The organism is Acidimicrobiia bacterium (genome assembly GCA_041394025.1).
In the GTDB taxonomy this organism is placed as follows: domain Bacteria; phylum Actinomycetota; class Acidimicrobiia; order IMCC26256; family JAOSJL01; genus JAOSJL01.
This window is the reverse complement of sequence record JAWKJA010000002.1, coordinates 1,240,236-1,264,279: the sequence shown is the minus strand read 5'-3', so window position 1 is coordinate 1,264,279 and position 24,044 is coordinate 1,240,236. Positions and strand designations below refer to the sequence as shown.

24 protein-coding genes are annotated in these 24,044 nt (G+C 69.0%); 22 read left to right on the top strand and 2 right to left on the bottom strand.

Features of this window, described 5'->3' with window-relative positions:
* The first annotated feature begins 2 nt into the window (after positions 1 to 2).
* Positions 3 to 899: a dihydropteroate synthase gene (gene folP, locus R3A49_05825; GenBank protein MEZ5170252.1), complete on the top strand. Its 897-nt coding sequence runs from the start codon at positions 3 to 5 to the stop codon at positions 897 to 899.
* Positions 896 to 1,951 (top strand): hypothetical protein, encoded by a 1,056-nt coding sequence (locus R3A49_05820; GenBank protein MEZ5170251.1) that lies wholly within the window; start codon positions 896 to 898, stop codon positions 1,949 to 1,951. Before folP ends, R3A49_05820 begins: the two co-directional genes overlap by 4 nt.
* Positions 1,952 to 1,974: 23 nt before the next feature.
* Here R3A49_05820 and rpsT read toward each other — a convergent pair whose 3' ends face one another.
* A complete protein-coding gene (rpsT, locus tag R3A49_05815; protein ID MEZ5170250.1) occupies positions 1,975 to 2,217 on the bottom strand; it encodes a 30S ribosomal protein S20 in 243 nt (80 codons plus the stop codon).
* Between the two features lie 157 nt (positions 2,218 to 2,374).
* Between rpsT and lepA the strand changes: the two genes are divergently transcribed.
* Positions 2,375 to 4,159: a translation elongation factor 4 gene (lepA, locus tag R3A49_05810; GenBank protein ID MEZ5170249.1), complete on the top strand. Its 1,785-nt coding sequence runs from the start codon at positions 2,375 to 2,377 to the stop codon at positions 4,157 to 4,159.
* A 36-nt stretch (positions 4,160 to 4,195) separates the two neighbouring features.
* On the opposite strand, the gene R3A49_05805 is transcribed toward lepA, so the two are convergent.
* Complete coding sequence (locus tag R3A49_05805; protein ID MEZ5170248.1) at positions 4,196 to 5,356, bottom strand: acyl-CoA dehydrogenase family protein; 1,161 nt, start codon at positions 5,354 to 5,356, stop codon at positions 4,196 to 4,198.
* Positions 5,357 to 5,430: 74 nt separating this feature from the next.
* On the opposite strand from R3A49_05805, the gene hemW reads away from it, so the two are divergent.
* The 19 genes from hemW to R3A49_05710 all read left to right on the top strand — a co-directional run bounded on the left by hemW (position 5,431) and on the right by R3A49_05710 (position 24,020).
* Positions 5,431 to 6,552 (top strand): radical SAM family heme chaperone HemW, encoded by a 1,122-nt coding sequence (gene hemW / locus R3A49_05800; GenBank protein ID MEZ5170247.1) that lies wholly within the window; start codon positions 5,431 to 5,433, stop codon positions 6,550 to 6,552.
* 105 nt (positions 6,553 to 6,657) lie between these two features.
* Complete coding sequence (hrcA, locus tag R3A49_05795; protein MEZ5170246.1) at positions 6,658 to 7,752, top strand: heat-inducible transcriptional repressor HrcA; 1,095 nt, start codon at positions 6,658 to 6,660, stop codon at positions 7,750 to 7,752.
* 7 nt (positions 7,753 to 7,759) lie between these two features.
* Complete coding sequence (gene dnaJ / locus R3A49_05790; GenBank protein MEZ5170245.1) at positions 7,760 to 8,875, top strand: molecular chaperone DnaJ; 1,116 nt, start codon at positions 7,760 to 7,762, stop codon at positions 8,873 to 8,875.
* A 34-nt stretch (positions 8,876 to 8,909) separates the two neighbouring features.
* A complete protein-coding gene (locus tag R3A49_05785) occupies positions 8,910 to 9,656 on the top strand; it encodes an RsmE family RNA methyltransferase (protein ID MEZ5170244.1) in 747 nt (248 codons plus the stop codon).
* Between the two features lie 208 nt (positions 9,657 to 9,864).
* A complete protein-coding gene (locus R3A49_05780) occupies positions 9,865 to 10,356 on the top strand; it encodes a transcriptional regulator (protein ID MEZ5170243.1) in 492 nt (163 codons plus the stop codon).
* A 144-nt stretch (positions 10,357 to 10,500) separates the two neighbouring features.
* A complete protein-coding gene (locus R3A49_05775) occupies positions 10,501 to 11,451 on the top strand; it encodes a PhoH family protein (protein ID MEZ5170242.1) in 951 nt (316 codons plus the stop codon).
* Entirely contained in the window at positions 11,444 to 11,986 is a 543-nt protein-coding gene (gene ybeY, locus R3A49_05770) for an rRNA maturation RNase YbeY (GenBank protein MEZ5170241.1), read from the top strand. Before R3A49_05775 ends, ybeY begins: the two co-directional genes overlap by 8 nt.
* A 73-nt stretch (positions 11,987 to 12,059) precedes the next feature.
* On the top strand, positions 12,060 to 13,439 hold the full coding sequence (locus R3A49_05765; GenBank protein ID MEZ5170240.1) for a hemolysin family protein: 1,380 nt from the start codon (positions 12,060 to 12,062) through the stop codon (positions 13,437 to 13,439).
* Complete coding sequence (gene era, locus R3A49_05760) at positions 13,432 to 14,337, top strand: GTPase Era (protein MEZ5170239.1); 906 nt, start codon at positions 13,432 to 13,434, stop codon at positions 14,335 to 14,337. The genes R3A49_05765 and era overlap by 8 nt, the downstream gene beginning before the upstream one ends.
* A gap of 262 nt (positions 14,338 to 14,599) precedes the next feature.
* Positions 14,600 to 15,778 (top strand): cytochrome c oxidase subunit II, encoded by a 1,179-nt coding sequence (gene coxB / locus R3A49_05755; protein ID MEZ5170238.1) that lies wholly within the window; start codon positions 14,600 to 14,602, stop codon positions 15,776 to 15,778.
* A gap of 49 nt (positions 15,779 to 15,827) precedes the next feature.
* Complete coding sequence (gene ctaD / locus R3A49_05750; protein MEZ5170237.1) at positions 15,828 to 17,858, top strand: cytochrome c oxidase subunit I; 2,031 nt, start codon at positions 15,828 to 15,830, stop codon at positions 17,856 to 17,858.
* 2 nt (positions 17,859 to 17,860) lie between these two features.
* Positions 17,861 to 18,469, top strand: coding sequence for a heme-copper oxidase subunit III (locus tag R3A49_05745; GenBank protein MEZ5170236.1), 609 nt, complete (start codon positions 17,861 to 17,863; stop codon positions 18,467 to 18,469).
* A 14-nt stretch (positions 18,470 to 18,483) separates the two neighbouring features.
* Positions 18,484 to 18,873 (top strand): cytochrome C oxidase subunit IV family protein, encoded by a 390-nt coding sequence (locus R3A49_05740; GenBank protein MEZ5170235.1) that lies wholly within the window; start codon positions 18,484 to 18,486, stop codon positions 18,871 to 18,873.
* A gap of 16 nt (positions 18,874 to 18,889) precedes the next feature.
* Entirely contained in the window at positions 18,890 to 19,756 is an 867-nt protein-coding gene (locus R3A49_05735) for a cytochrome c oxidase assembly protein (GenBank protein ID MEZ5170234.1), read from the top strand.
* Positions 19,757 to 19,817: 61 nt separating this feature from the next.
* On the top strand, positions 19,818 to 20,576 hold the full coding sequence (locus R3A49_05730; protein MEZ5170233.1) for a hypothetical protein: 759 nt from the start codon (positions 19,818 to 19,820) through the stop codon (positions 20,574 to 20,576).
* Between the two features lie 49 nt (positions 20,577 to 20,625).
* Complete coding sequence (gene uppS, locus R3A49_05725; protein MEZ5170232.1) at positions 20,626 to 21,357, top strand: polyprenyl diphosphate synthase; 732 nt, start codon at positions 20,626 to 20,628, stop codon at positions 21,355 to 21,357.
* A 201-nt stretch (positions 21,358 to 21,558) separates the two neighbouring features.
* Entirely contained in the window at positions 21,559 to 22,284 is a 726-nt protein-coding gene (recO, locus tag R3A49_05720; protein MEZ5170231.1) for a DNA repair protein RecO, read from the top strand.
* A 57-nt stretch (positions 22,285 to 22,341) separates the two neighbouring features.
* Positions 22,342 to 23,634, top strand: a complete 1,293-nt coding sequence (locus R3A49_05715) for a glycine--tRNA ligase (protein ID MEZ5170230.1) — start codon at positions 22,342 to 22,344, stop codon at positions 23,632 to 23,634.
* Between the two features lie 20 nt (positions 23,635 to 23,654).
* Positions 23,655 to 24,020: a tRNA-binding protein gene (locus R3A49_05710; GenBank protein MEZ5170229.1), complete on the top strand. Its 366-nt coding sequence runs from the start codon at positions 23,655 to 23,657 to the stop codon at positions 24,018 to 24,020.
* Positions 24,021 to 24,044: the final 24 nt, after the last annotated feature.

Sequence of the window (24,044 nt, the reverse complement as noted above, 5' to 3'; positions counted from 1 at the left end):
CGATGCCGGCGCTTCCCGTGACCCGATCCACGTCTCCCGTCGCGTCGGCCGACGCTGCGCGGCAGCTCGTTCTCGGTGAGCGCGCCTACGACATCACGGCCCGCACTCTGGTCATGGGCATTCTCAACCGCACGCCCGACTCCTTCTACGACAAGGGTGAGACGTTCGCGCTCGACCGCCTCGTCGAGCGTGCGGCCGTGCTCGTCGACGAGGGGGCCGACATCCTCGACGTGGGGGGCGTGAAGGCCGGGCCGGGCCCCGACGTGGGGGAGGCGGAGGAGCTCGACCGCGTGATACCCGCACTCGCGGCGCTGCGCGAGCGCTTCGACATCCCGTTGTCGGTCGACACGTGGAGAGCCTCGGTATTGGCCGAGGCGTGCGCGGTGGGAGCCGTCGTCGGCAACGACATCAGCGGGTTCGGCGACCCCGACTACCTGACGGTGGCGGCGGCCCACGGTGCGTCGGTGGTGGCCACACACATCAGGTTGAAACCGCGCGTCGCCGATCCGGACCCACACTACGACGACCTCGTCGGTGATGTCGCGGCGTTCCTCGTGGCGCGTGCGGACGCGGCACGCGACGCCGGAATCGCTCGTGAGCGGATCATGCTCGACGCAGGGCTCGATCTCGGGAAGACGCCGGCCCAGAGCGCTGTTCTCCTGCGCGAGCACGCGCGCCTCGCGGAACTCGGCTTCCCGCTGTTCCTCTCGGCGTCCAACAAGCGCTTCCTCGGCGCGGTGCTCGACCTCGAACTGACCGACCGCCGCGAGGTCTCGCTGGCGAGCGTCGCCTACGGCATCGAGCGTGGATGCCGGATCGTGCGGGTCCACGACGTCGGCGGCTCGGTTCGCGTCGCGCGGATGACCCAGGCGCTTCTCGAGGCGAGGTGGCGGGCGTGACGGTCCACCTGGTCACCGGCGACGGTCGCGGCCGCGACGACGCGGTGGCCGGCCTCGTCAACGAGATGGTCGGTACCGACGACCGCAGCCTCGCTGTCGAAGAGCTCACGCTCCCCGACAAGGAAGCCACGAGCGAAGACCGTCGGCAGGCTGCCGCCGCGGCCGCGAGCGCGGCATCGAGCCCACCGTTCGGAACCCGTGCCCGGATCGTGGTCGTGCGCGACGTCGGCGTGCTCTCGGCCGACGAGGCAGTACCGCTCGTCGCCTATCTCGACGATCCCCTCCCGACCACCGAGCTCGTGCTGGTCGGTGGTGGTGGGACCCCACCCACGTCGCTCACCAAGGCTGTGAAGGCGGCCGGCGGCGAGAAGGTCAGCGTGCGGGCCGGCCGAGCCGCGGATCACCTGGAGCAGCAGAGCACTGCTGTCGGGGTTGCGCTCACGAGAGCGGCGCGCGACCGGATCAGCGCCCATCTCGGCGACGATGCGGAACGGGTCCCGGAGCTGATGCAGATCCTTCGCGCGGTGTCGGGCGAGGATGCGCCCCTCGATGTCGACGACGTCGAGCCCTATCTGGGGGAGGCGGGCGCCCGCCCTGCCTGGGAGCTCAACAACGCACTCGACGCAGGCGACGTGCCCGGCGCGGTGGAGAGGGTCCGCGGGCTTCTCGTCTCAGCGGGTGCCCGGACCGGTGGGCCGATGCACCCGTTGCAGGTCATGGCGATGCTGCACAACCACTATCGGAGGCTCCTGGCGCTCGACGACCCGGCGATCACGAACGAAGAGCAGGCCGCGGAGGTCCTTCACGAGCTCACAGGCCGGAAGGTCAAGGCGTATCCGGCCAAGTTGGCGTTGTCGCAGGCACGGGCGCTCGGATCCGACCGGCTCCGCCGTGCCGTGGATCTCCTCGCCGCCGCCGATGTCGACCTCCGGGGTGGAACCGGGCTCGACGGCGAGTTGGTGATGGAGCTGCTCGTGGCCCGTCTGGCCGGCCTGTCGCGTGGGTCGGGACGGCGTGGCTCGGGGCGGGGCAGCCCGGCTCGCCAGGGCTGACACGACCCGCCGGGTCGTCCGGGTCAGCTCCGCCCGGCGGCGCGCTTCATGAGCCGCGACGTGCGGCGGGCGGCCTGCTTCTTGTGGATGCGGCCCTTCGACGCCGCCGAGTCGAGCGCGCTCTGCGCCGTGCGGATGTCGTCGTCCGCTCCGCTGTCCTCGGCCTTCTTCGTCGCCGTCTTGATCCCGGAGCGGACCGCGACGTTGCGCTCCCGGTTCCGCTCGTTCTGGCGGTTCCGCTTGATCTGACTCTTGATGTTCGCCATGGGCGTCGTGGCTCCGGAATGCGTGGGCGGCTGTTCGTGGTGTGGCGGGTCGGTCGGGGGGCAGTGCCCTGACCCGATCGAGGCCCCGGTAGGGTAACAGTGCCGCCGACAACCGGCCCAACGGGCCGTCCCCGGCTCCCGAACGCCCCGGAGCAGCGTGATCCCTCTCGAGCGCCTGCGCGCCTTTTCCATCATCAGCCACGTCGATCACGGCAAGAGCACCCTGGCCGACCGGATGCTGGAGATCTGCGGTGCCGTCGACGAGCGGCAGATGCGGGCGCAGTACCTCGACTCCATGGACCTGGAGCGCGAGCGCGGCATCACGATCAAGGCGCAGAACGTGCGCCTGGGGTTCGGCGAGCACGTGCTCCAGCTCATCGACACACCCGGGCACGTGGACTTCGGCTACGAGGTCTCGCGCAGCCTCGCCGCCTGCGAGGGTGCGCTTCTGCTCGTCGACGCCTCGCAGGGCATCGAGGCCCAGACCCTGGCCAACACCTACCTGGCCATCGAGCACGACCTGGTGGTCGTGGCGGCGGTGAACAAGATCGACCTGCCCGCTGCCGATCCCGACCGTGTGTCGGGGGAGGTCGAGCGGATTCTCGGGATCGGCGCCGACGAGGTGCTGCGTATCTCGGCCAAGACGGGCGAGGGCGTCCCCGAACTGCTCGACGCCATCGTCGAGCGTGTACCGCCTCCGACCGGCGATCCCGAGGATCCGCTGCGCGCGCTCATCTTCGACTCGTTCTACGACTCGTACCGCGGTGTCGTCAGCGCGGTCCGGGTGGTGGACGGGGTGCTGACGTCGGGTGAGCCCCTGCGCTTCGTGCAGTCCGGGAAGGACCACGTCGCCGAGGAGATCGGCGTACGTGACCCCGACAACACGCCCGTCGCCGAGCTCGGACCCGGTGAGGTCGGCTACCTCATCGCCGGTATCAAGGATGTCGGCGAGGCCAGGGTGGGTGAGACGCTGACCGACCCGAAGCGCCCCGCCGAGCCTCTCGAGGGCTACCGGGACCCGCTGCCGATGGTGTTCTGCGGCCTCTACCCGGTCGAGGGCGACGCCTTCGCCGACCTGCGCGACGCGCTGGAGAAGCTCCAGCTCAACGACTCGTCCTTCACCTACGAGCCCGAGACGTCGGGTGCGCTCGGATTCGGCTTCCGCTGCGGGTTCCTCGGGCTGCTCCACATGGAGATCGTGCGCGAGCGCCTCGAGCGTGAGTACGGCCTCGAGCTCGTCACCACCGCGCCCAACGTCGAGTACCGGGCGAACATCCGGGGCGGGGGCGTGGAGATCGTCGACAACCCGTCGGCGCTCCCCGCGGGTGGCGACATCGAGTCGGTCGAGGAGCCGTTCGTTCGGGTCACCATCGTGTCTCCGAGCGACTACGTGGGCCCTCTCATGGAGCTGTGCCAGGGGCGACGCGGTGAGATGACCCAGATGGAGTACCTCTCGGCGGACCGCGTGGAGCTCGTCTACCTGATGCCGCTGGGTGAGATCGTGCTCGACTTCTTCGACCGTATGAAGTCGAGCACCCGCGGTTACGCGTCCCTCGACTACGAGCCGTCGGGCTACCGGCCGTCCGACCTCACGAAGGTCGACATCCTCCTCAACGGCACGCCCGTCGACGCCTTCTCGGCGATCATCCACCGCGACCGGTCCTACGAGTACGGGCGTCGCATGACCGAGAAGCTGCGCGAGTTGATTCCCCGGCAGTTGTTCGACGTCCCGATACAGGCGGCGATCGGCGGGCGGATCATCGCCCGGGAGACGGTGAAGGCGAAGCGCAAGGACGTGATCGCCAAGTGCTACGGCGGTGACGTCACGCGCAAGCGAAAGCTCCTCGAACGCCAGAAGGAGGGTAAGCGGCGCATGAAGCAGGTGGGCAGTGTCGAGGTGCCCCAGGAGGCGTTCGTGGCGGCGCTCCGTCTCGAGGAGTAGCGGACCACGACGAATCCGTCCCCGACTCCGGTGTGGTCAGGTCGCAGGTTCGCGGGGGAGACCGAGGACGCGCTCGCCGATGATGTTGCGCTGCACCTCGGCGGTGCCGCCACCGATGGTGAGGGCCGGGGAGAACAGGAAGCCCGACGTCCACGTCGTGTCGGGGTCCCCGAACGGACCGGCGTCGAGACGAACCCCGTCGGTGCCGGCCAGCCTCAGCGCGGCGTCGAAGACCTTCTGGCCGTGCTCGTCGGAGATCGCCTTGCGGACCGACGCCTCCGGGCCCGGTTCGAGCCCGCGTATCTGCGCCGAGGCCGTGCGGAGCCGGATCAGGCGCAGGATCTCCGCCTCGGTGTAGAGATCCGCCAACTGCTGGCGCAGCGTCGGGTCGTCGACGCCCCCGTGGCGGCGGACCAGGTCCATCAGGTCGTGGGCCGTCGGACCGATTCCCCAGAGCGCTCCCTCACCCGACAGCGAGACACGCTCGTTGCCGAGCGTGACCTTGGCGAGTCGCCATCCGTCGTGCTCCCGGCCGACCAGGTTCTCCGCGGGGATCCGCAGGTCGGTGAAGAAGACCTCGTTGAAGTCCGCTGCACCCGTCATCTGCCGGATCGGCCGGATCTCGATTCCGTCGCTCTCCATGTCGACGACGAAGTAGGAGATGCCGTCATGCTTGGTCGCGTCCGGGTCGGTGCGGGCGAGGAGTATCCCGAAGCGCGCCCCGTCGGCGAAGGTCGTCCAGATCTTCTGGCCGTTGACGAGGTACGAGTCGCCGTCGCGCTCGGCCCGTGTCGCGAGCGACGCCAGGTCGCTCCCGGCCCCCGGCTCACTGAAGAGCTGGCACCAGAACTCGGAGCCGTCGAGGATCCCCGGGAGCCACTTCTCCTGCTGGGCGCCGCTTCCCGCGACGAGAAGCGTGGGCCCGGCCCACCCGAGGCCGATGGGGTTGAACGGACGCGTGATCGGCTCGTCGCGCAGCACCGCGTCGATGGCCACCTGTTCGGCCGGTGAGGCGTTGCGGCCCCACGGCTCGGGCCAGTGCGGCGCGGCGTAGCCCGCGCGTGCGAGCCGGGCGAAGGCGTCGGCCGGATACGCGTCAGGCTCCGAGGCTTCGGTGGTCGCCCCACGGATCGAGGCCAGGAACGTCCGGAGCCCGTCGCCCGCCGCCACGGCCTCCGGGGGGAGGTCGAGGTCCACGATTTGCAGGGTAGCGCCGAACCACGGCGGGACGCGAGTGCAGTGCGCGAGCGGATCGGCGCGACCATCGGGGAGTGGCGTTCGGTGTCTACGTTCACATTCCGTTCTGTTCCACCCGGTGCGACTACTGCGACTTCGCCACCTGGACGGACCGTTCCCACCTGGTCGACGACTACGTCGCGGCCTGTGTCGCCGATCTCGGACGACGGCGGGCGACCGGCGGCGTTCCACCGGCCACCAGCCTGTTCTTCGGGGGTGGGACGCCGTCCCTGCTGGACCCGGGGCAGTTGAGGCGCATCACCGAGGCTGTGGACCTGGCGCCCGGCGCCGAGGTGACCGTGGAGTGCAACCCCGACTCCGTCGACGTGGCCATGCTCACGGGCTACCGCGACGCGGGAGTCAACCGGATCTCGCTCGGGGTCCAGTCGACGGTGCCGCATGTGCTGGAGGCGCTGGGCCGGACACATGATCGGGCCAACGTCGAACGCGCGCGCGACGCGGTCCACGATGCCGGCATCACCTCGCTCAACATCGACGTGATCTTCGGCGCTCCCGGTGAGTCCGCCGACGACTGGCACACGACCCTGACCGACGTGCTCGCGCTGCGGCCCCAGCACGTGAGTGCGTACGGCCTGACCATCGAAGCCGGGACGCCGATGGCCGAACGTGTGAGGACCGGGTCGGTGACGACGCCCGACGACGACGACCAGGCCGACAGGTACTGCGCGGCCGACCAGGTCCTCGGTGACGCCGGCCTGTCCTGGTACGAGGTCTCGAACTTCGCGGTGCCGGGTCACGAGTCACGGCACAACAGTCTCTACTGGTCGGGTGACGACTACCTGGCGATCGGATGTGCCGGTCACGGCTACACGGCGCCGCGACGGTGGTGGAACGTCCGCCGGCCCGAGGACTACATCGAGCGCGTCAGCAGGGGTCGTAGCCCCGAGCGGGGGAGCGAAACACTGCCCGCTCCGAAGAAGGTCGCCGAGAACCTGATGTTGGCCCTCCGCACGAGTCGCGGGGTCCCGGCCGGTTCGGTGCCGTCGGGTCGTGCCACCGCGCTGGTCGACGCGGGGCTTCTGACCCCCGCCGGCGACCGCCTCGTGCTCACGCTCGACGGTCGCCTCGTTGCGTCGGAGGTCACGAACCGCCTCGTGGACCTCCCCGGCACACCGGGCGCGAACAGTCGCCGGTAGACTCGGGTGTGCACGAGGGGTGCACAGTCGCCACCTGTGGTGTCGCGAGCCCTGTGGTGTCGCGGAGCGTCGTGGCGCCGGGCGCGGAGGAGAACGGGAGTCGGAGTGACAGCCTCAGCCTCAGCCCGTCACGAGGGCGCCACACCCGGTGCAGCGCTCGATGCCCGGAAGGCGGCGATTCTCGAAGCCGTCATCGAGCACTACGTCGTCCACGCGCAGCCCGTCGGGTCGCGCACGATCGCGGAGTCCGGGCGGCTCGGGGTTTCGAGTGCCACCGTGCGCAACGAGTTGGCCATCCTCGAGGACTGGGGGATGATCGAGCAGCCCCACACGTCGGCCGGTCGCGTCCCCACCGAGCGCGGCTACCGCTGGTTCGTCGACCACCTCCGCGGTGACCGGTCGCTCAGCTCGACCCAGCGTCGGGCGATCAGCTACTTCTTCGCCTCGCCGCACACGTCGCTGCGCTCCCTCTTCTCCGAGACGAGTCAGTTGCTGGCCCACCTCACCGATCACGCCGGTGTTGTCGTCGCACCGATCACCGAGGCCGCCCGCGTGTGCAGCCTGCATCTCACACGTCTCGACGCGTCCACCGTCGTCGCCGTCGCCGTCCTGTCCGACGGAAGCGTCGAGCGGGAGAGCCTCGCGATCGACGAGACCACCTCCGACGACCACATCTTGGCGGCGGAACGGATTCTGGCGGACGCCTGCACGGACCACACGCTGCCGGGGCACGCAACACCGGCACGCAGCGGCGACGCCGCCACCGACCTTGTCGTCGTCGCCGGCCTGGACGCGATCGCCCGGCACGTTCGAGAGGCGTCGGAGCCGTGCTACGTGGGTGGAGCCGGTCGCATCGCCGCGGAGCAGGATGCCTTCGGCTCCTCCGACGTCGCCGAGCTCCTCGACGTCCTCGAGCGACCGTCCCTTCTGGCGACGCTCACCCGTGACGCGCTCGACAGGGGGATGACCGTCCAGATCGGCTCCGAGAACGACCTCGCCGAACTGCGCGGGTGCTCGATCGTTCTCGCTCCCTACCCGGCGGGCAGCTCGGCGTCGGGCACCGTCGGTGTGCTCGGGCCGACGCGTATGGACTACGCGACGGCCCTCGGTGCCGTGTCGGTCGTGTCCCGCCAGCTCGCCGACGCCGTGGCCGGCCTGGATCCCACGGGTGACGTCGCACACGACACACCCGACGACTGAGGACGCCGTGCAGGGAGACCTCTACGCGGTCCTCGGGATCCACCACGACGCCGACGACGCCGAGATCAAGCGCGCCTACCGCAAGCTCGCGCGTGAGCACCACCCCGACGCGCGCCCCGACGATCCCGACGCGGAGGCGCGTTTCAAGGAGATCTCCACGGCCTACGCCGTGCTCGGTGACCCCGAGAAGCGCCGCCGCTACGACACGTTCGGCCCCGACGCCTTCCGCGGTGGCGGGGGATCCGGTGCGCCCGGCGCCGGCGACCCGTTCGGGTTCGGCGACATCTTCGAGGCGTTCTTCGGCGGCGACGGTTTCACGGCGGGCCGGGGCACCCGGCGCGGGGCCGAGGACGTCGCCACGGAGATCCTGATATCGCTCGACGAGGCCGTGAGTGGTGTCACCCGCACTCTCGAGGCGCGGATGCCGGTGGAGTGCACCGACTGCGACGGCACCGGGTGCAGTCCCGGCACGGAGGCCACTCTCTGCGGGGAGTGCCACGGGAACGGCCAGGTGCGCCAGGTGCGCCGCTCGGTCCTGGGCCAGATGGTCACGACGGGCGTGTGCCCGCGCTGTGGCGGAGCGGGCATGGAGATCCCGCACCCCTGTGCGCGCTGTCGCGGCGACGGCCGGGTCACCGACATCGTCGGGATCGACGTCGAGATCCCCGCGGGGATCGAGGACGGCCAGCGCATGCGCCTCCAAGGTAAGGGCCCGGTGGGTCTGCGTGGAGGTGAGCGCGGCGATCTCTACGTCGATGTACGGGTCGCCGCGCACGACCGTTTCACCCGCGACGGTGACGATCTCCACGTGGCACTCGAGGTCCCGGTCACGGCGATGGTCCTCGGAGCCGCACGGGAGGTGGAGACCTTCGACGGGCCCGTCGAGGTGGAGATCGCACCCGGCACACAACCGGGTCATGTCGTGCGCGTGAAGGGGCACGGCGTCCCCCATCTGCGCGGTCGACGCCGGGGTGATCTCTACGTCCACCTGAACGCCGAGATCCCGGTGTCGATCGACGAGGAGCAGGCCGACCTGTTCCGACGGCTGGCGGAACTCCGCGGCGAGGAGGTCGCACCACCCGACGCCGGCTTCGTGTCGAGGATCAAGTCGGCGTTCCAGTGACGCTCCCCGTCTGGGCGGGTTCCCTCGCGTGACGATGCCGCGGGGCTTCGCCGCCGACGCGGATGCGAAGGCCCACACGTTCGTCGATCGCCTCGACCCGACCCTCACGATCACCGGGGACGACGGTCATCACCTCACCCGGGTCCGCCGGCTCCGGGCGGGGGACGCACTGACGGCTGCCGACGGGTCGGGGGTGTGGCGCCGGTACGTCGTACGCGACGCACTCGACGGATCACTGACCGCGACAGCGGAGCCGGGCGACGAACCTGTCGAGGAGCCGTTGGCCAGCCCACCGCTCGCGGTGGCGTTCGCCCTCACGAAGGGACAGAAGCCTGCGGGCGTCGTGCGCGCGCTCACCGAGCTCGGCGTCGACCGGGTCCTTCCCGTGTCGTCCGCCCGGTCGGTGGTACGTCGTGACGCCCGCCGGTCGGCCGAGGCGACGTCGCGGCTGCGCGTGGTTGCGCGCGAAGCCGCGTGCCAGTGCCGACGCGCCCGTCTTCCCGAGATCGTCGGCGAGGCCCCGCTCGACCGACTCCAGCCGGCTTCCGGGACTGTCGTGCTCGCCGCGCAACGCGACGCCCGATCGGCACCCGTCCCGCCGGCGGGGCGCCCGGGGTGGTTGCTCGTCGTCGGGCCCGAGGGAGGCCTCGAGCCCTCCGAGCTGGCGGCCCTGGGCCCCGACGGCGTCGTGGGCGTGGGGCCCCACGTGCTGCGGGCCCCCACGGCCGCCGTGGCCGCAACTGCCGTCCTCGTCCGGGAGCGATGGCGCCGACGCTCCTGATTCCTGACCGAAATGTACGCTTTGGTGGTGCGAAGGTGCTACCCTCTGGGCCAGGAAACCCGCCGGGGTCCTACCCGGTAACACCGAGTTTGTGGCATGCTCACGGAGCGTGGGGTCAGCACCGCCGTCACGCGGCGCGATCCCGCACCGCGGGCACACCGCGAGCACACCGCGTCAACAGAGCCCCGTCGAGTGAGAGGGTCGCACAGTGGAGACACCAGGAAGCCAGGTGGGCGAGCGCCTACGGGCGATCCGCCGCCAGAAGGGCCTGTCACTGCACGACGTCGAGGCTCGATCCGAGCTCGAGTTCAAGGCGTCGGTGCTCGGTGCCTACGAGCGAGGTGAGCGCGCCATCTCCGTGCCGCGGCTGCTCCGCCTCGCGGAGCTCTACGAGGTCCCCGCCGATCAGCTCCTGCCGCGCACGGCGGAGGTCGAGATCAACCTCACCGACCCGACGACGCCCGACACGCCGCCCGACGGGTTCACCATCGATCTCACGCGCCTCGGGCAGATCGACGACCCCGACGCGGCCACGATCAACCGTTACGCCACGACCATCCAGCTCCAGCGCCAGGACTTCAACGGCCGGATGCTCACGATCCGCCGCGACGACCTGCGCGTCCTCGCGGCTGCGCTCGGCCGGAGTGCCGACGAGCTCGGGGCACATCTCGACCGGCTCGGTCTGCGCGCCGGCGCCTGAGCCCACGCGCCGTCGATCGCCCCGTCCCGGGGGCGGGCCGCCTGCATCCCCGCGCCCCTCCAGGCGCGCCGGCGCTAGCCTGTGGGCAGAGTGACGCCTCCGGCTCCCACCCAGGTCAAGGTTCTCGTACCCGGCAACCACCTCATGGTCGGCCTGCTGGGTCAACGCGACGAACTTCTGCGCCTCGTCGAAGACGCCTTCCCCGTCGACATCCATGTTCGGGGCAACGAGATCACGATCAGCGGTGGCGAAAGCGATGCCGAGCGTGTCGCTCGCCTGTTCGAGGAACTCGTCGTCCTGATCGAGTCCGGCCAGACCCTCGACTCCGACGGTGTCACGCGGACCATCCACATGATCGAGCACGACCAGCGGCCGAGCGAGGTGATGTCGGCCGAGGTCGTGATCGGCCGAAAGGCGGTCCGGCCGAAGACGCTCGGGCAGCGGCGCTACGTCGACGCCGTTCGCGACCACACGATCACGTTCGCCGTCGGGCCGGCGGGGACGGGAAAGAGCTACCTGGCCGTGGCCATGGCCGTAGAGGCGCTCCGCGACGGGATCGCCCACCGCATCATCCTCACGCGGCCCGCGGTCGAGGCGGGGGAGCGGCTCGGCTACCTGCCCGGCGACATGCTCGCCAAGGTCGACCCGTACCTCCGCCCCCTCTACGACGCCCTCTACGACCTCCTCGACGGCGAGGCCGTGCAGCGGCTGATGGAGCGCGGCACCATCGAGGTGGCTCCACTCGCCTACATGCGCGGTCGCACTCTCAACGACTCCTTCATCATCCTCGACGAGGCGCAGAACACCACACCCGAGCAGATGAAGATGTTCCTCACGCGCCTCGGCTTCGGCTCGAAGGTGGTCGTGACGGGGGACGTCACCCAGATCGACCTCCGGGAGGGCCGGGGACGGTCGGGCCTGCTCCACGTCGGGGAGGTCCTGCGCGACGTCGACGGCCTCGCGCACGTCGAACTGGGGAGTCGCGACGTCGTACGCCACCGCCTGGTGCAGGACATCGTCGACGCCTACGGCAGGGCCGAGGACCCGGTGGCTGACGACTCGACAGCCGAGGACGTGCGGCGCTCCGATGGCTGAGCCCGGCGAGCATCCCGAGGTCTTCGGTGCCGATGAGCAGCAGGACGTCGACGTCGACGTCCTGCGCTGGAGCGGCCTCGCGCGTCACACACTCATCGCCGAGCGGGCGCCGGCCGGCGGCGAGCTGTCCCTGATCTTCGTCGACGAGTCGGCGATCGCGGATCTCAACGAGAGGTTCCTGGCGGGCACCGGCCCCACCGACGTCCTGGCCTTCCCCCTCGACGACGATCCACCCCCTCGCGGACGCCAGCCCGACCAGGGAGGCCGCGGCCCGGGCTCACCGTCGGAGCCGTCCGATCCTCCCGTCGTGATCGGTGACGTCGTGGTGTGCCCCGCCGTGGTGGAGCGCAACGCGACCTCCGACGGCCGACCCTTCGATGCGGAGCTGGCGCGTGTGGTCGTCCATGGCGTGCTGCACCTGTTGAACTACGACCACGGCGACGACCACGAGGCATCCAGCATGCGCTCGCGCGAAGACGAACTGCTCGCCTCGTGGCGCGCCACCGGAGAGAAGCCCGGCGGGGGAGAGCCATGAGGCGTGCCGAGAGGCTGCATGGAGCGGAGTCGGCTGAATCGGTGTCACGCCTCACCCCCGGAGGGATGGACTAGTGGAGGTGTCCGACTGGATCCTTCTCGCGGTGGCGGTCGTGCTCTTCCTGGTCTCGATCGTGCTGGCGGTGGCGGAGACCGCCTTCGTGCGCATGAGCCGTATCCGCGCGATGGCCCTCGAGGAGGAGGGCCGCAAGGGGGCGTCACGCCTCGTCCGGATGCTCGAGCACCCCGAGAAGACACTCAACGTGGTTCTCCTCGTGGTCCTGATCACGCAGCTCACCACCGCCACGTTGATCGGTGTACTGCTGGAGCGGACCTTCGGCGCACTCGGAGTCGTGGTCGGGATCGTGGTCCAGATCAGTGCCTTCTTCGTTCTCGGGGAGGTCGCGCCCAAGACCTACGCCGTCCAGCACACCGACCGCGCGGCTCTGCGGGTCTCGGGCCTCCTGTGGGCGCTCACGCGCTTCCCACCACTTCGCTTCGGTTCGTCGGCGTTCATCGGGCTCGCCAATCTCGTTCTTCCCGGCAAGGGTCTCCGGGAGGGGCCCTTCACCTCGGAGGAGGAGATCCGCACCATGGCTGATGTGGCGGCGGAGGAGCGTGTGATCGAGCGGGAGGAGCGCCGGCTCATCCACTCGATCTTCGAGTTCGGAGACACGCTCGTGCGCGAGGTGATGGTCCCGCGCACCGACATGGTGGCCGTTGAGGCCGACGGCACCATCGAGGAGGCGCTCGAGACGGCGATCACACACGGTTTCTCCCGCCTCCCTGTCTTCTCGGAGACGCGCGACGACATCATCGGTCTCGTGTACCTGAAGGACATGGTGGCGGCACGAGCGGGCGACGACGCCGGCAACGTGCGATCCGTGGTGCGCCGCGCCGTGTTCGTCCCCGAGCAGAAGCGCGTCGCTGAGCTGTTGCGCGAGATGCAGACCGATCAGTTCCACATGGCGGTCGTGCTCGACGAGTACGGCGGGACGTCGGGGATCGTGACCCTCGAAGATCTTCTCGAGGAGATCGTCGGTGAGATCGCCGACGAGTACGACGTGGAGGAGCCGAAGATCGAGCGTCTCGGCGACGACACGGTCCGCGTGGCCGGCGTCACCCCCACCGACGAGGTCGCCGAGGAGCTCGGTGTGGAGCTGCCGGACGACGAATGGGACAGCGTCGGCGGCCTCGTTCTCACGCTGCTCGGCCATGTCCCGGTCGCCGGCGAGTCGGTCGCGCTTCCCGGGCTCGAGTTTCACGTCGAGCGGGTCCAGCGTCGGCGCATCGTGCGCGTTCTCATCCGTCGCACGGAGCCGATCCCGACGAGCGAGGTCGCGCTCGAGGAGGCCGACGCCGCGGGTGGCGGCCGACCCGATGGCGACGGCGACCCACGAGATGCCGAGGACCCCCGGGTGAGCCCTGAGGCGGACAGCCACCGGAGTGAGTGATCCCGCACCACCGGCTTCCGGGTTCCGTTCGGGCTTCGTCACGATCGTGGGGCGCCCGAACGTCGGCAAGTCGACGCTCTGCAACCGCCTCGTCGGTCGTAAGGTCGCCATCACGTCGTCGCGTCCGCAGACCACGCGCAACCGGATCCACGGGGTTCGCACGACGCCGAAGTCCCAGATCGTTCTCGTCGACACGCCGGGGGTCCACCGGCCACGGACCACCCTCGGTGAGCGCTGCAACGACGCCACGATGGCGGCCATGCGCGAGGTCGACGCCGTGTGCTGGGTGCTCGACGGTTCGGCGGGTGTCGGTCCCGGCGACCGCTTCGTGGCCGAGGCCGTCGTGGGAGCCGGTCGGCCCGCCGTGGTGGTCGTGAACAAGTGCGACCGCGCCGGCCCCGGTCGTATTGCCCGCGCCCTCGACACGGCGGCCGGGATCCTTTCCGACGCGTTGGCCTTCGTTCCCGTGTCGGCGCGCACGGGTGAAGGTCTCGACGCGCTGGCCGGTGAGTTGGAGCTTCTGCTCCCGGAAGGGCCCAAGTACTACCCCGACGGGATGGTCACCGATCAGCCGGAGCAGTTCCTGGCCGCCGAACTGGTCCGGGAGAAACTTCTGGAGCGCACCCGCGACGAGCTCCCGCACTCCATCACGGTCACGATCGAGGAGTTCGACGCCGACCACGACGTCGTCCACGTCCGAGCGGTCATCCACGTGGAGCGCGAGTCGCAGAAGGGGATCGTCATCGGTGCGGGGGGTGCCAACCTCAAGGCCGCCGGGACAGCGGCACGCCGGGAGATGGAGGGCCTGTTCGGCACGAAGGTCTTTCTCGAGACCGTCGTGCGCGTCGAGCGGGACTGGCAGCGCCGGGACGACTCCCTGGACAGGCTGGGATTCTGAGAGGCGTGGGACTCACCGTACGCGCCGCTCGGTCCGACGGCTCCGGAGTCCGGCGCGATCCGGCGAAACCGGCAGCGTTTGTGCGGTTGTTCCACCGGCACGGTTTGCCGCGGCGCCGAGATTCGGGGATAGAGTCGCCCGACACGGGCACGCCGCTGTACGGCTGTCAGGCCGTCCGGCGGGCGCGCGACGAACAGAGCACGCACAGGGCACGCACAGGGCACGCACAGGGCACGGACGAGGCACGAACGGACATGACGCGATGACCCAGCGCAGCAGACGCCGTCGCGCCGCCGGTGGTGCTGTCGTCACGGTCGCGCTCCTCGCGTTGGCCGCCGGGTGCAGCAACGACAACGGCCAGAACTCCCTCCAGCCCAACGGCGAGAGTGCCCAGAAGATCATGAACCTGTTCACGCCGATCTTCTGGATCGGCGTGGTGATCGGTATCGGGGTGTTCGCCGGGCTCATCACCGTCCTCATCCGCTACCGCGAGCGCACCGGCAACGAGTCGCCCAAGCAGGTGCACGGGAGCACCGCTCTCGAGATCGGCTGGACGATCGCCCCGGCCGTGATCCTCGCCGCGATCGCCGTGCCCACGATCCTGCTCATCTTCGATCTCGACGAGCGACCGCAGGGCGACGACGTCCTGAAGGTGAACGTCACGGGCAAGCAGTGGTGGTGGCAATACGAGTACCCCGAGCAGGCGCAGGTGTCCGGCCAGCCGGTCTTCACCGCCAACGAACTGCACATCCCGGTCGACACCGAGGTCGACCTGGCGCTCAGCGCCTGCGACGAAGGATTCTCCGAGGGTGAGTGCAACGTCATCCACTCGTTCTGGGTGCCCGAGCTGGCCGGCAAGGAGGACGTGATACCGGGGCGTTCCAACCACCTGACGATCAGCGCCGACCGCACGGGCACGTTCCTCGGACAGTGCGCGGAGTACTGCGGCCTGTCGCACGCCAACATGAGGCTGCGCGTGGTCGTGCACGAGAAGGCGGAGTTCGACGCGTGGATCGCCGATCAGCAGACCTCGGGCCCCGAGCTCAGCACCGTCGAGGTCAACGACGAGGGCGAGGAGGAAACAGTCACGGTCGGCGGCCCCGACGACGCGCCGGCACTGATCACCACCACCTTCGGGTGCACCAACTGCCACTCCTTCACCGACTCGAGCACGGGCGGGTTCGGCCCGAACCTGGCGCATCTCGCCACACGCGACTGGTTCGCCGGCGCCACGTACGAGCTCACGAGGGAAAACCTCATCAACTGGGTGATGGACGCTCCGGGTATGAAGCCGATGGAGTCGCGAGCGGGGTGCCCCGACCCGGAGAAGAAATGCGTCGGGATGCCGTCGTTCTCGACCGATCTGCCCGACGGGCAGGCCCCGATGACCGAGGAGCAGGCGGCCACGATCGCCGACTTCCTCCTCGAGGAGACCCGGTGACCGTCGCCGACCGCGGTGTCCTGCCGATTCGAGACCCAGGAGAGAGCCGATGACCACCGTCGCCGAGCCCCCTGCACCGGTCGAGGAGTCCGGGGTACCCGCCGCGACCTCCACGCCCGATGCGGGAGCGCTCGAGCGGATGCTCCAGCGCCCGACGCGCACCTCGGGATTCTGGAGCTGGTTCACCACCATCGACCACAAGAAGATCGGGATCCTCTACGGCGTCACCGCCGTCGTGTTCTTCATCGTGGGGGGGATCGAGGCGTTGCTGATCCGCCTCCAGCTCTTCTCCCCCGACGGCACCGTGCTCACCGCCGGTCAGTACAACTCGCTGTTCACGATGCACGGCACGACGATGGTGTTCCTGTTCGCCATGCCGATGGCCGTGGCATTCGGCAACTACCTCATCCCCCTGATGATCGGGGCCCGTGACGTCGCCTTTCCGCGTCTCAACATGTTCGGGTACTGGGCGTTCCTCTTCGGCGGCCTCTTCCTCACGTCGAGCTTCTTCCTCGGCGGTGCCCCCGACGGCGGTTGGTTCGGCTACACCCCTCTCACGTCGACGCCGCTCGCCGACGGCTTCCTGCCGGGGCGGGGAACCGACTTCTGGGTGGTCGGTGTGGCGCTCCTCGGCTTCGGGACCGTCACCTCGTCACTCAACTTCATCGTGACGATCCTCAACCTGCGGGCGCCCGGCATGACGCTCATGCGCATGCCGCCGTTCGTGTGGATGATGCTGGTCACGGCGTTCCTCGGTGTGTTCGCCATGCCGATCGTCACCGGGGCGCTCATCCAGGTGTTCCTCGACCGGAACTTCGCCGCAAACTTCTTCGTGGTCGGCAACGGCGGTGACCCGCTGCTGTACCAGCACCTCTTCTGGCTGTTCGGCCACCCGGAGGTCTACATCCTCATCCTGCCGAGCATGGGGATCGTCTCGGAGATCCTGCCCGTCTACTCGCGCAAGCCCCTCTTCGGCTACGCCGTCGTCGTCTTCTCGGGCATCGCCATCGGCTTCATGGGCTTCGGTGTGTGGGCCCACCACATGTTCGCCACCGGCATCGGCCCCGTGGCGCTGTCGGCCTTCGCGTTGTCCACCATGTTCATCGCCGTGCCGACGGGCGTGAAGATCTTCAACTGGCTGGGCACGATGGTGGGCGGGGCTCTGCGGATGACGACGGCGATGTGGTTCGCCGTGGGGTTCATCGCCATGTTCACGATCGGTGGGCTCTCGGGCGTCATGCACGCCATCGTGCCGGCCGACACCCAGCAGACCGACACGTACTTCATCATCGCCCACTTCCACTACGTGCTCTTTGGTGGGATGACCTTCGCGTTCTTCGGTGGCTGGTACCACTGGTTCCCGAAGATCTTCGGCCGCTTCATGAACGAGACGCTCGGCAAGTGGAACTTCTGGACGATGCTCGTCGGGTTCAACCTCACGTTCTTCCCGATGCACATCGTCGGCCTCCAGGGACAGCCCCGACGCACCTACCAGTACGCCGACGGCCTCGGCTGGGAATTCCTCAACAGGATGGAGACGGTGGGCGCGTTCATCATCGCGTTGTCCACGACCATCTTCCTGGTCAACGCGTTCGTGTCCTGGAAGCGGGGCCCGAAGGCCGGCAGCGACCCGTGGGACGCCCGAACATTGGAGTGGACCACGAGCTCGCCGCCGCCGGAGTACAACTTCCTCGAGATCCCCGAGGTGCACAGCCGTGACGACTTCTGGCACCAGAAGTACACCGAGGACGACGAAGGGCGCATGGTGGCACTACCCCGTGGTGGATCCGGCGCTGATTCGGGTGATTCGGGCGAACCGAGCTCCGGTGGAACGATGGTGGCCACCGACCACGACGTGGACGACCCCGAGGGGTCGGGGGCGCCCGAGGAGGGTGACGACGGCTCCGCCGGGCACACCGTCCACATGCCGTCGCCGTCCTACTACCCGATCGTGGTCGCAGCCGGTATGCCGATCTTCGGCTACGGCTTCGTGTTCCACATGTACTGGCTGGTGATCGTCGGTCTGCTCATCACCGTCGGGGGAATCGCCGCGTGGGTCCTCGAACCGGGGTCGGAGTGACCATGGCCCTGGACCGCGCGGCCCTCGAGCCCCCGCACGAGCAGGCCCACACGAGCACGGGTGTCAGCAACGTCAAGCTGGCCATGTGGGTGTTCCTGTCGACGGAGTGCCTGTTCTTCGGCGCCTTCATCTCCACGTACCTGCTCTACCGCGGCCGCGCGACCGAAGGCCTCACGCCCGGCGACGTCTACGACATCCCGTTCACATCCGCCACGTCGTTCATCCTGCTGATGAGCAGTCTCACGATGGTGCTGGCCCTGGCGGCCATCGAGCGCAACGACATCCGACGGACGCGGGTGTGGCTGCTGGCAACGGGCTGCTTCGGGCTGCTCTTCCTCTCGGGGCAGATCTTCGAGTTCACGGAGTTCGTGCGGGAGGGTGTGGCGATCTACTCCAACGCACCGTCGTCGGCGTTCTTCGTGCTCACGGGGATCCACGGTCTCCACGTCGCGATCGGAATCATCTGGCTGCTCATCCTCTTCGCCTTCACGCTCCAGAACCGCCTCACACACGAGCATTCCGAGACTGTCGAGGTCGCGGGCCTCTACTGGCACTTCGTCGACATCGTCTGGATCGTCATCTTCGTCGTCGTCTACCTCATTCCGGAGTAGGGCGGAGGACCCAAGTGGCCGACACACAGACAGCCGGACAGGACGACGCACCCGTCGAACTGGAGCCGGCGCCGAGCGATGTGCCGGTTCCCGTCACGCCCGACGAGGACATCGGTGAGGTCCGCGGCTATCCGTCGCCCGTCGAGTACGTCAAGGTCGCCGCGATCCTGTTCGTCCTCACCGCTCTCGAGGTGTGGATGTACTACCTCGAGGGAGATGTGCCCAACGGGGTCATCACCGCACTCCTCCTGATCTTCTCGGCTCTCAAGTTCATCCTCGTCGTGAGCTTCTACATGCACCTGAAGGAGGACAAGCCGCTCTTCCGGCGCCTGTTCGTCCTGGGATTGGGCGCCGCCCTGCTTCTCTACGGCGCCGTGCTCGCGACGTTCCAGCTGGTCTTCTGAGACCGGGCGCGGGCTCGTGACCGCTCTCGCTGCCGAGTTCCCGGCCTGGGAGGCCAACCCCGACGTCTGGCTCGTCGTCGGACTCCTGACGGCTGCCTACGTGATCGCCGTGGTCCGTCTCGGGCCGACGCACGCACCCGATCCGCAGCGCCCCGTCACCGGGGCACAGATGGCGAGCTTCGGGCTCGGGGTCTTCGCCACCTGGCTGGCAGCCGACTGGCCTCTTCACGAACTGGCGGAGAACTCGCTCTACTCGGTGCACATGGTGCAGCACCTCACGTTCACGCTCGTGGCGACGCCGCTGATCCTCATGGGCACGCCGGCGTGGATGCTCAGGGCCCTCGTGGGAGGGGGTCGGCTCCTGCACATCGTCCGCTGGTGCGCCCGCTTCCTCCCGGCGCTGCTGATCTACAACGTCGTGCTCGTGCTGCTCCACTGGCCGGCCGTCGTCGACCTCACACTGCGCAACGGGTTCGCCCACTTCGTGGCCCACGTCGTGGTCTTCGTGTCAGCTCTCGTCGTGTGGCTCCCGGTCCTGAGCCCGCTCCCCGAGATCCCGCGTCTCGCACCGCCGATGCGCATGCTCTACCTGTTCCTCCAGTCGGTCGTTCCCACGATCCCGGCGTCGTTCCTCACATTCGGCGACACGCCGCTGTACGGCTACTACAAGGGCGTCGACCAGCTCTTCGGGCTGAGTACCGTCGAAGACCAGAGGATCGCCGGGCTGATCATGAAGGTCGGGGCCGGCTTCCTGCTCTGGACGATCATCGCTGTCCTGTTCTTCCGCTGGTATTCCGATGAGGAGGCATCGTCGCAGCACGAACGGCGGCTCCGGGCCACGCGCGACCGCCCGGTGCCACAGGTCGGAGCGACGCACTCATGACGCTGCAGGAGACCCCCCGGAATCAGACCGGCGGCGCCCGCTCGCCTATTCTGGCGGCATCATGAGCGACACGGAGCAGGGCAGCACCGGGCACGAGAGCAACGACGGCGTCCTGAGTGAGGGCAGCAACGTCCGGGAACGTCTGGTCGTCCCGATTGTGGTGCCTGCGATCGTCGTCGTCGTCGTCGCCTTCTTCGCCATCAACCTCAGCCGCGTCTTCCTCGCCACCGCCGGGGCTGTGGCGGTGGGTGTCGCCGTCGCGCTCATGGTCGGGATCATGGTCGCGGCCGCCTACGTCTCGGCGAACGAGCGCTTGCGCTCGTCGACCCTGTCGGTCATGGGGGCGGCCGCCCTCGTCGTCGTGCTGTCCGCCGGACTCACGACCCTCGGGGCCTCCGAGGACCACGAGGAGGAGGGTGAGGACATCAGCGCGCTACCGGCCGATTCCACGATGCTCATCGAGGCCGGGAACTTCTTCCTGACGCCCATTCCCGACATCGGCCCGCCCGGCGTCATCGAGTTCACGTACCTGAACACCGAAGCCGGGACCCACACCCTTCTCATCGAGGAGGACCCGAGTTTCACGACACTCCAGATCGACGGGCCCGACGCCACCGACGTCGGAAACGCTCAACTCGAGGCGGGCACCTACACGCTGTTCTGTGACATTCCCGGGCACCGGCAGCAGGGCATGGAGACCACGATCACGATCGAGGAGGGCGCACCGAGCGTCGGTGCCGACGAATCCGAGGGCACGGGGGCCGCGCCTGACGGCACCCCCGAGGACGCCCCCGCCGGAGACACCCAACCGGCGGAGTGAGCCCGACCCGGGTTCCGAGACCTCCTCGACGGAGAACTCGGCGGTCCCCATGAGCAGTGTTCCGGGAGGCCTCGACCTCTCGCGTGTCCCGTCGCACGTGGCCATCGTGATGGACGGCAACGGACGGTGGGCCAAACAGCGCGGCATGGCACGCACCGAGGGACACGCGGCGGGGGAGGAGGCCCTGTTCGACACGGTCGAGGGGGCTCTCGACATCGGCCTCGAGTGGATGACGGTGTACGCCTTCTCGACCGAGAACTGGAAGCGCCCCCTCGACGAGGTGCGCTTCCTGATGCGCTTCAACGAGCAACTGCTCCTGAAGCGACGCGACGATCTCGACGAGCGCGGCGTGCGCGTGCGCTTCATCGGCCGGCGCGGTGGTCGCGTCCCCAAACGGGTGCTGCGCCACATCGAGGACACCGAGGCCCTCACGGCGGGGAACCGGCGGATGACGCTCACGTTCGCCTTCAACTACGGGGGGCGGGCCGAGATCGTCGACGCCGTCCGCCGGATCGCCGACGAGGTGAAGGCCGGCACGCTGAAGCCCGGAAAGATCGACGAGAAGAAGATCGCCCGGCGCATGTACGCACCCGACATGCCCGACCCCGACCTTCTCGTGCGCACCTCCGGCGAGCACCGGATCTCGAACTACCTGCTGTGGGAGCTCGCCTACGCCGAGCTCTACTTCACAGACACGCTCTGGCCCGACTTCCGCCGGGAGCACCTCTTCGAAGCCGTCGCGGCCTTCCAGGAACGAGGGCGCCGTTTCGGCGCCCTCTGATCCCTCCCGCTCTTTGCGCCCTTCGGGCGCCAGGCCGCTATTTCCTGATACCTCGACTCGGGCAGCGCGGGATACCCGCACTGCCCGTCCTCGTCTCGGGTCCCCGCCTCGGGCGGTGCAGGGTACCTGTACCGCTGATCCTCGGCTTTGGTTCTTCGTGCACGATCACTTGAACTACACGCGTGTCATTACACTGCTGTGATGGCTCTGTACAGGGACCAGGGGGTGGTGCTGCGCACGGTCAAGCTCGGGGAGACCGACCGGATCGTGACGCTGTTCACGCAGGCCCACGGCAAGGTCCGGGCGGTGGCCAAGGGCGTCCGACGCCCGGGCAGCCGCTTCGGAGCCGCTCTCGAGCCGTTGAGCCACGTGGCCGTCCAGTGCTACGAGGGCCGCAACCTCGACGTCGTCACCCAGGCCGAGACCGTCGAGGTCTACCGGGGCCTGTGGGACGGTTACCGCGCCTTCACCCGGGCCGTCCCCATGCTGGAGGCTGTCGACCACCTCACCCAGGAGCGCGAGCCCGACATCCCGCTCTACCGGATGCTCACGGGTGCGCTGCGCACCCTGGCCGACTCCGGCTCACCCGTGGTGGCCCCGGCGTTCTTCTGGAAGCTGCTGGCCCTCGAGGGCTTCCACCCGATGCTCGACGCCTGCGTGCACTGCGGCGCCGAGGACGGTCCGTTCCCGCGTTTCGACCTCGCCGACGGCGGCGTGTGTTGCGAGGGGTGCGGGTCACCGGCGGGCACCCGCCTGTCGCCCGACACCCTCCATCTGATGCGCCGGATCCTCGGGGGCGACCTTCGTGGCGCGCTCGGCGAGCCCGACAGCCCTGCCCTCGACGAGGTGAAGCGCCTCGGCGTCGCCAACCTCGAGCACCACCTCGAACGGCGCATGCGCAGCGCCCCCTTCCTGCGCGCGGGCTGACAACTCCACCCTCTCTCTCCGATACCCTCATCCGCCATGCCGACCGACAGGAACACCATGGACCGGGTCGTCAACCTGGCCAAGCGGCGGGGCCTGGTGTTCCCCAGCAGCGAGATCTACGGCGGCTTCCGCAGCACCTGGGACTACGGCCCCCTGGGGGTGCTCCTCAAGCGCAACGTCAAGGATGCGTGGTGGCGGTCCATGGTGCAGTTGCGTGACGACGTCGTGGGTCTCGACTCCTCCATCCTCATGTCCCCACGCGTGTGGGAGGCCAGCGGGCACCTCGCCACCTTCACCGACCCGCTCGTCGACTGCCGTGAGTGCAAGGAACGGTTCCGCGAGGACGATCTCCCCGCCAGTGGCGCCTGCCCGAACTGCGGGGCAAAGGACGCCTTCACCGAGGCGCGCCAGTTCAACCTGATGTTCAAGACCTTCGTGGGCCCGGTCGAGGACGACAGCCACGCCGCCTACCTCCGGCCCGAGACCGCCCAGGGGATCTTCGTCAACTTCAAGAACGTCCAGACCACCACGCGCAGGAAGCCGCCGTTCGGGATCGCGCAGATCGGCAAGTCATTCCGCAACGAGATCACGCCGGGCAACTTCATCTTCCGTACGCGCGAGTTCGAGCAGATGGAGATGGAGTACTTCGTCCCACCCGACGAGAGCGAGAAGTGGTTCGAGTACTGGTGCACCGAGAGATACCGCTGGTACACCGACCTCGGCATCCCCGACGACGCGCTTCGCCTCCGTGCCCACGAGGCCGACGAGCTGTCGCACTACTCGGTCGGCACCGCCGACGTGGAGTACGAGTACCCGTGGGGGTGGGGCGAGTTGGAGGGCATCGCCCAGCGCACCGACTTCGACCTCACCCAGCACAGCGAGTTCTCGGGTGAGGACCTGAGCTACTTCGACCAGGACGACGACCGCCGCTACGTCCCCCACGTCGTGGAGCCCGCCGCCGGCGCTGACCGCGCGACGCTGGCATTCCTCCTGGCTGCCTACACCGAGGAGGAGGTTCGCGGTGAGCAGCGCACCGTGCTGAAGCTGCACCGCGACCTCGCACCCACCACGGTGGCCGTCCTTCCGTTGTCGAAGAAGGACGAGCTGCGACCGACCGCCCGCGAGGTGGCCGACCTCGTGCGTCCCCACTTCCAGATCGACTACGACGAGGCCGGCTCGATCGGCAAGCGCTACCGACGCCAGGACGAGGTCGGGACGCCCCTGTGCGTCACGATCGACTTCGACACGATCGACGACCGGGCCGTCACCGTGCGCGACCGCGACACCATGGATCAGGACCGCATCCCGGTCGACTCACTGCTCGCGTACCTGCGCGACAGGCTCGACTGACCGGGTCGGGGTCGATCCCGGTGGACGCATCTCCCGAGCCCGGGGGGCCCAGGCCCACGGTCGACCCTGCATCGTTCTTCGATCTCGACATCCGGGTGGGCACCGTCGTCGCTGTCGACGAGTTCCCCGAGGCCCGGCACCCGGCGTGGAAGCTCACGGTCGACTTCGGCGCTGCCCTCGGCCACCGGCGGACGAGCGCCCGGATCACGAACTACACGGCGGAGGAGCTGCTGGGCCGCCGGGTCGTGGGCGTGTGCAACATCGGAAGCCGCCGTGTCGCGGGCTTCGAGAGCGAGTTCCTGGTGCTCGGTGCGGTGCGACACGACGGCGAGGTACGGCTCCTGGCGCCCGACGAGGACGTCGAGCCCGGCACACCGGTCGCCTGAGCGCACCAAACGGTGCTGTGGGCC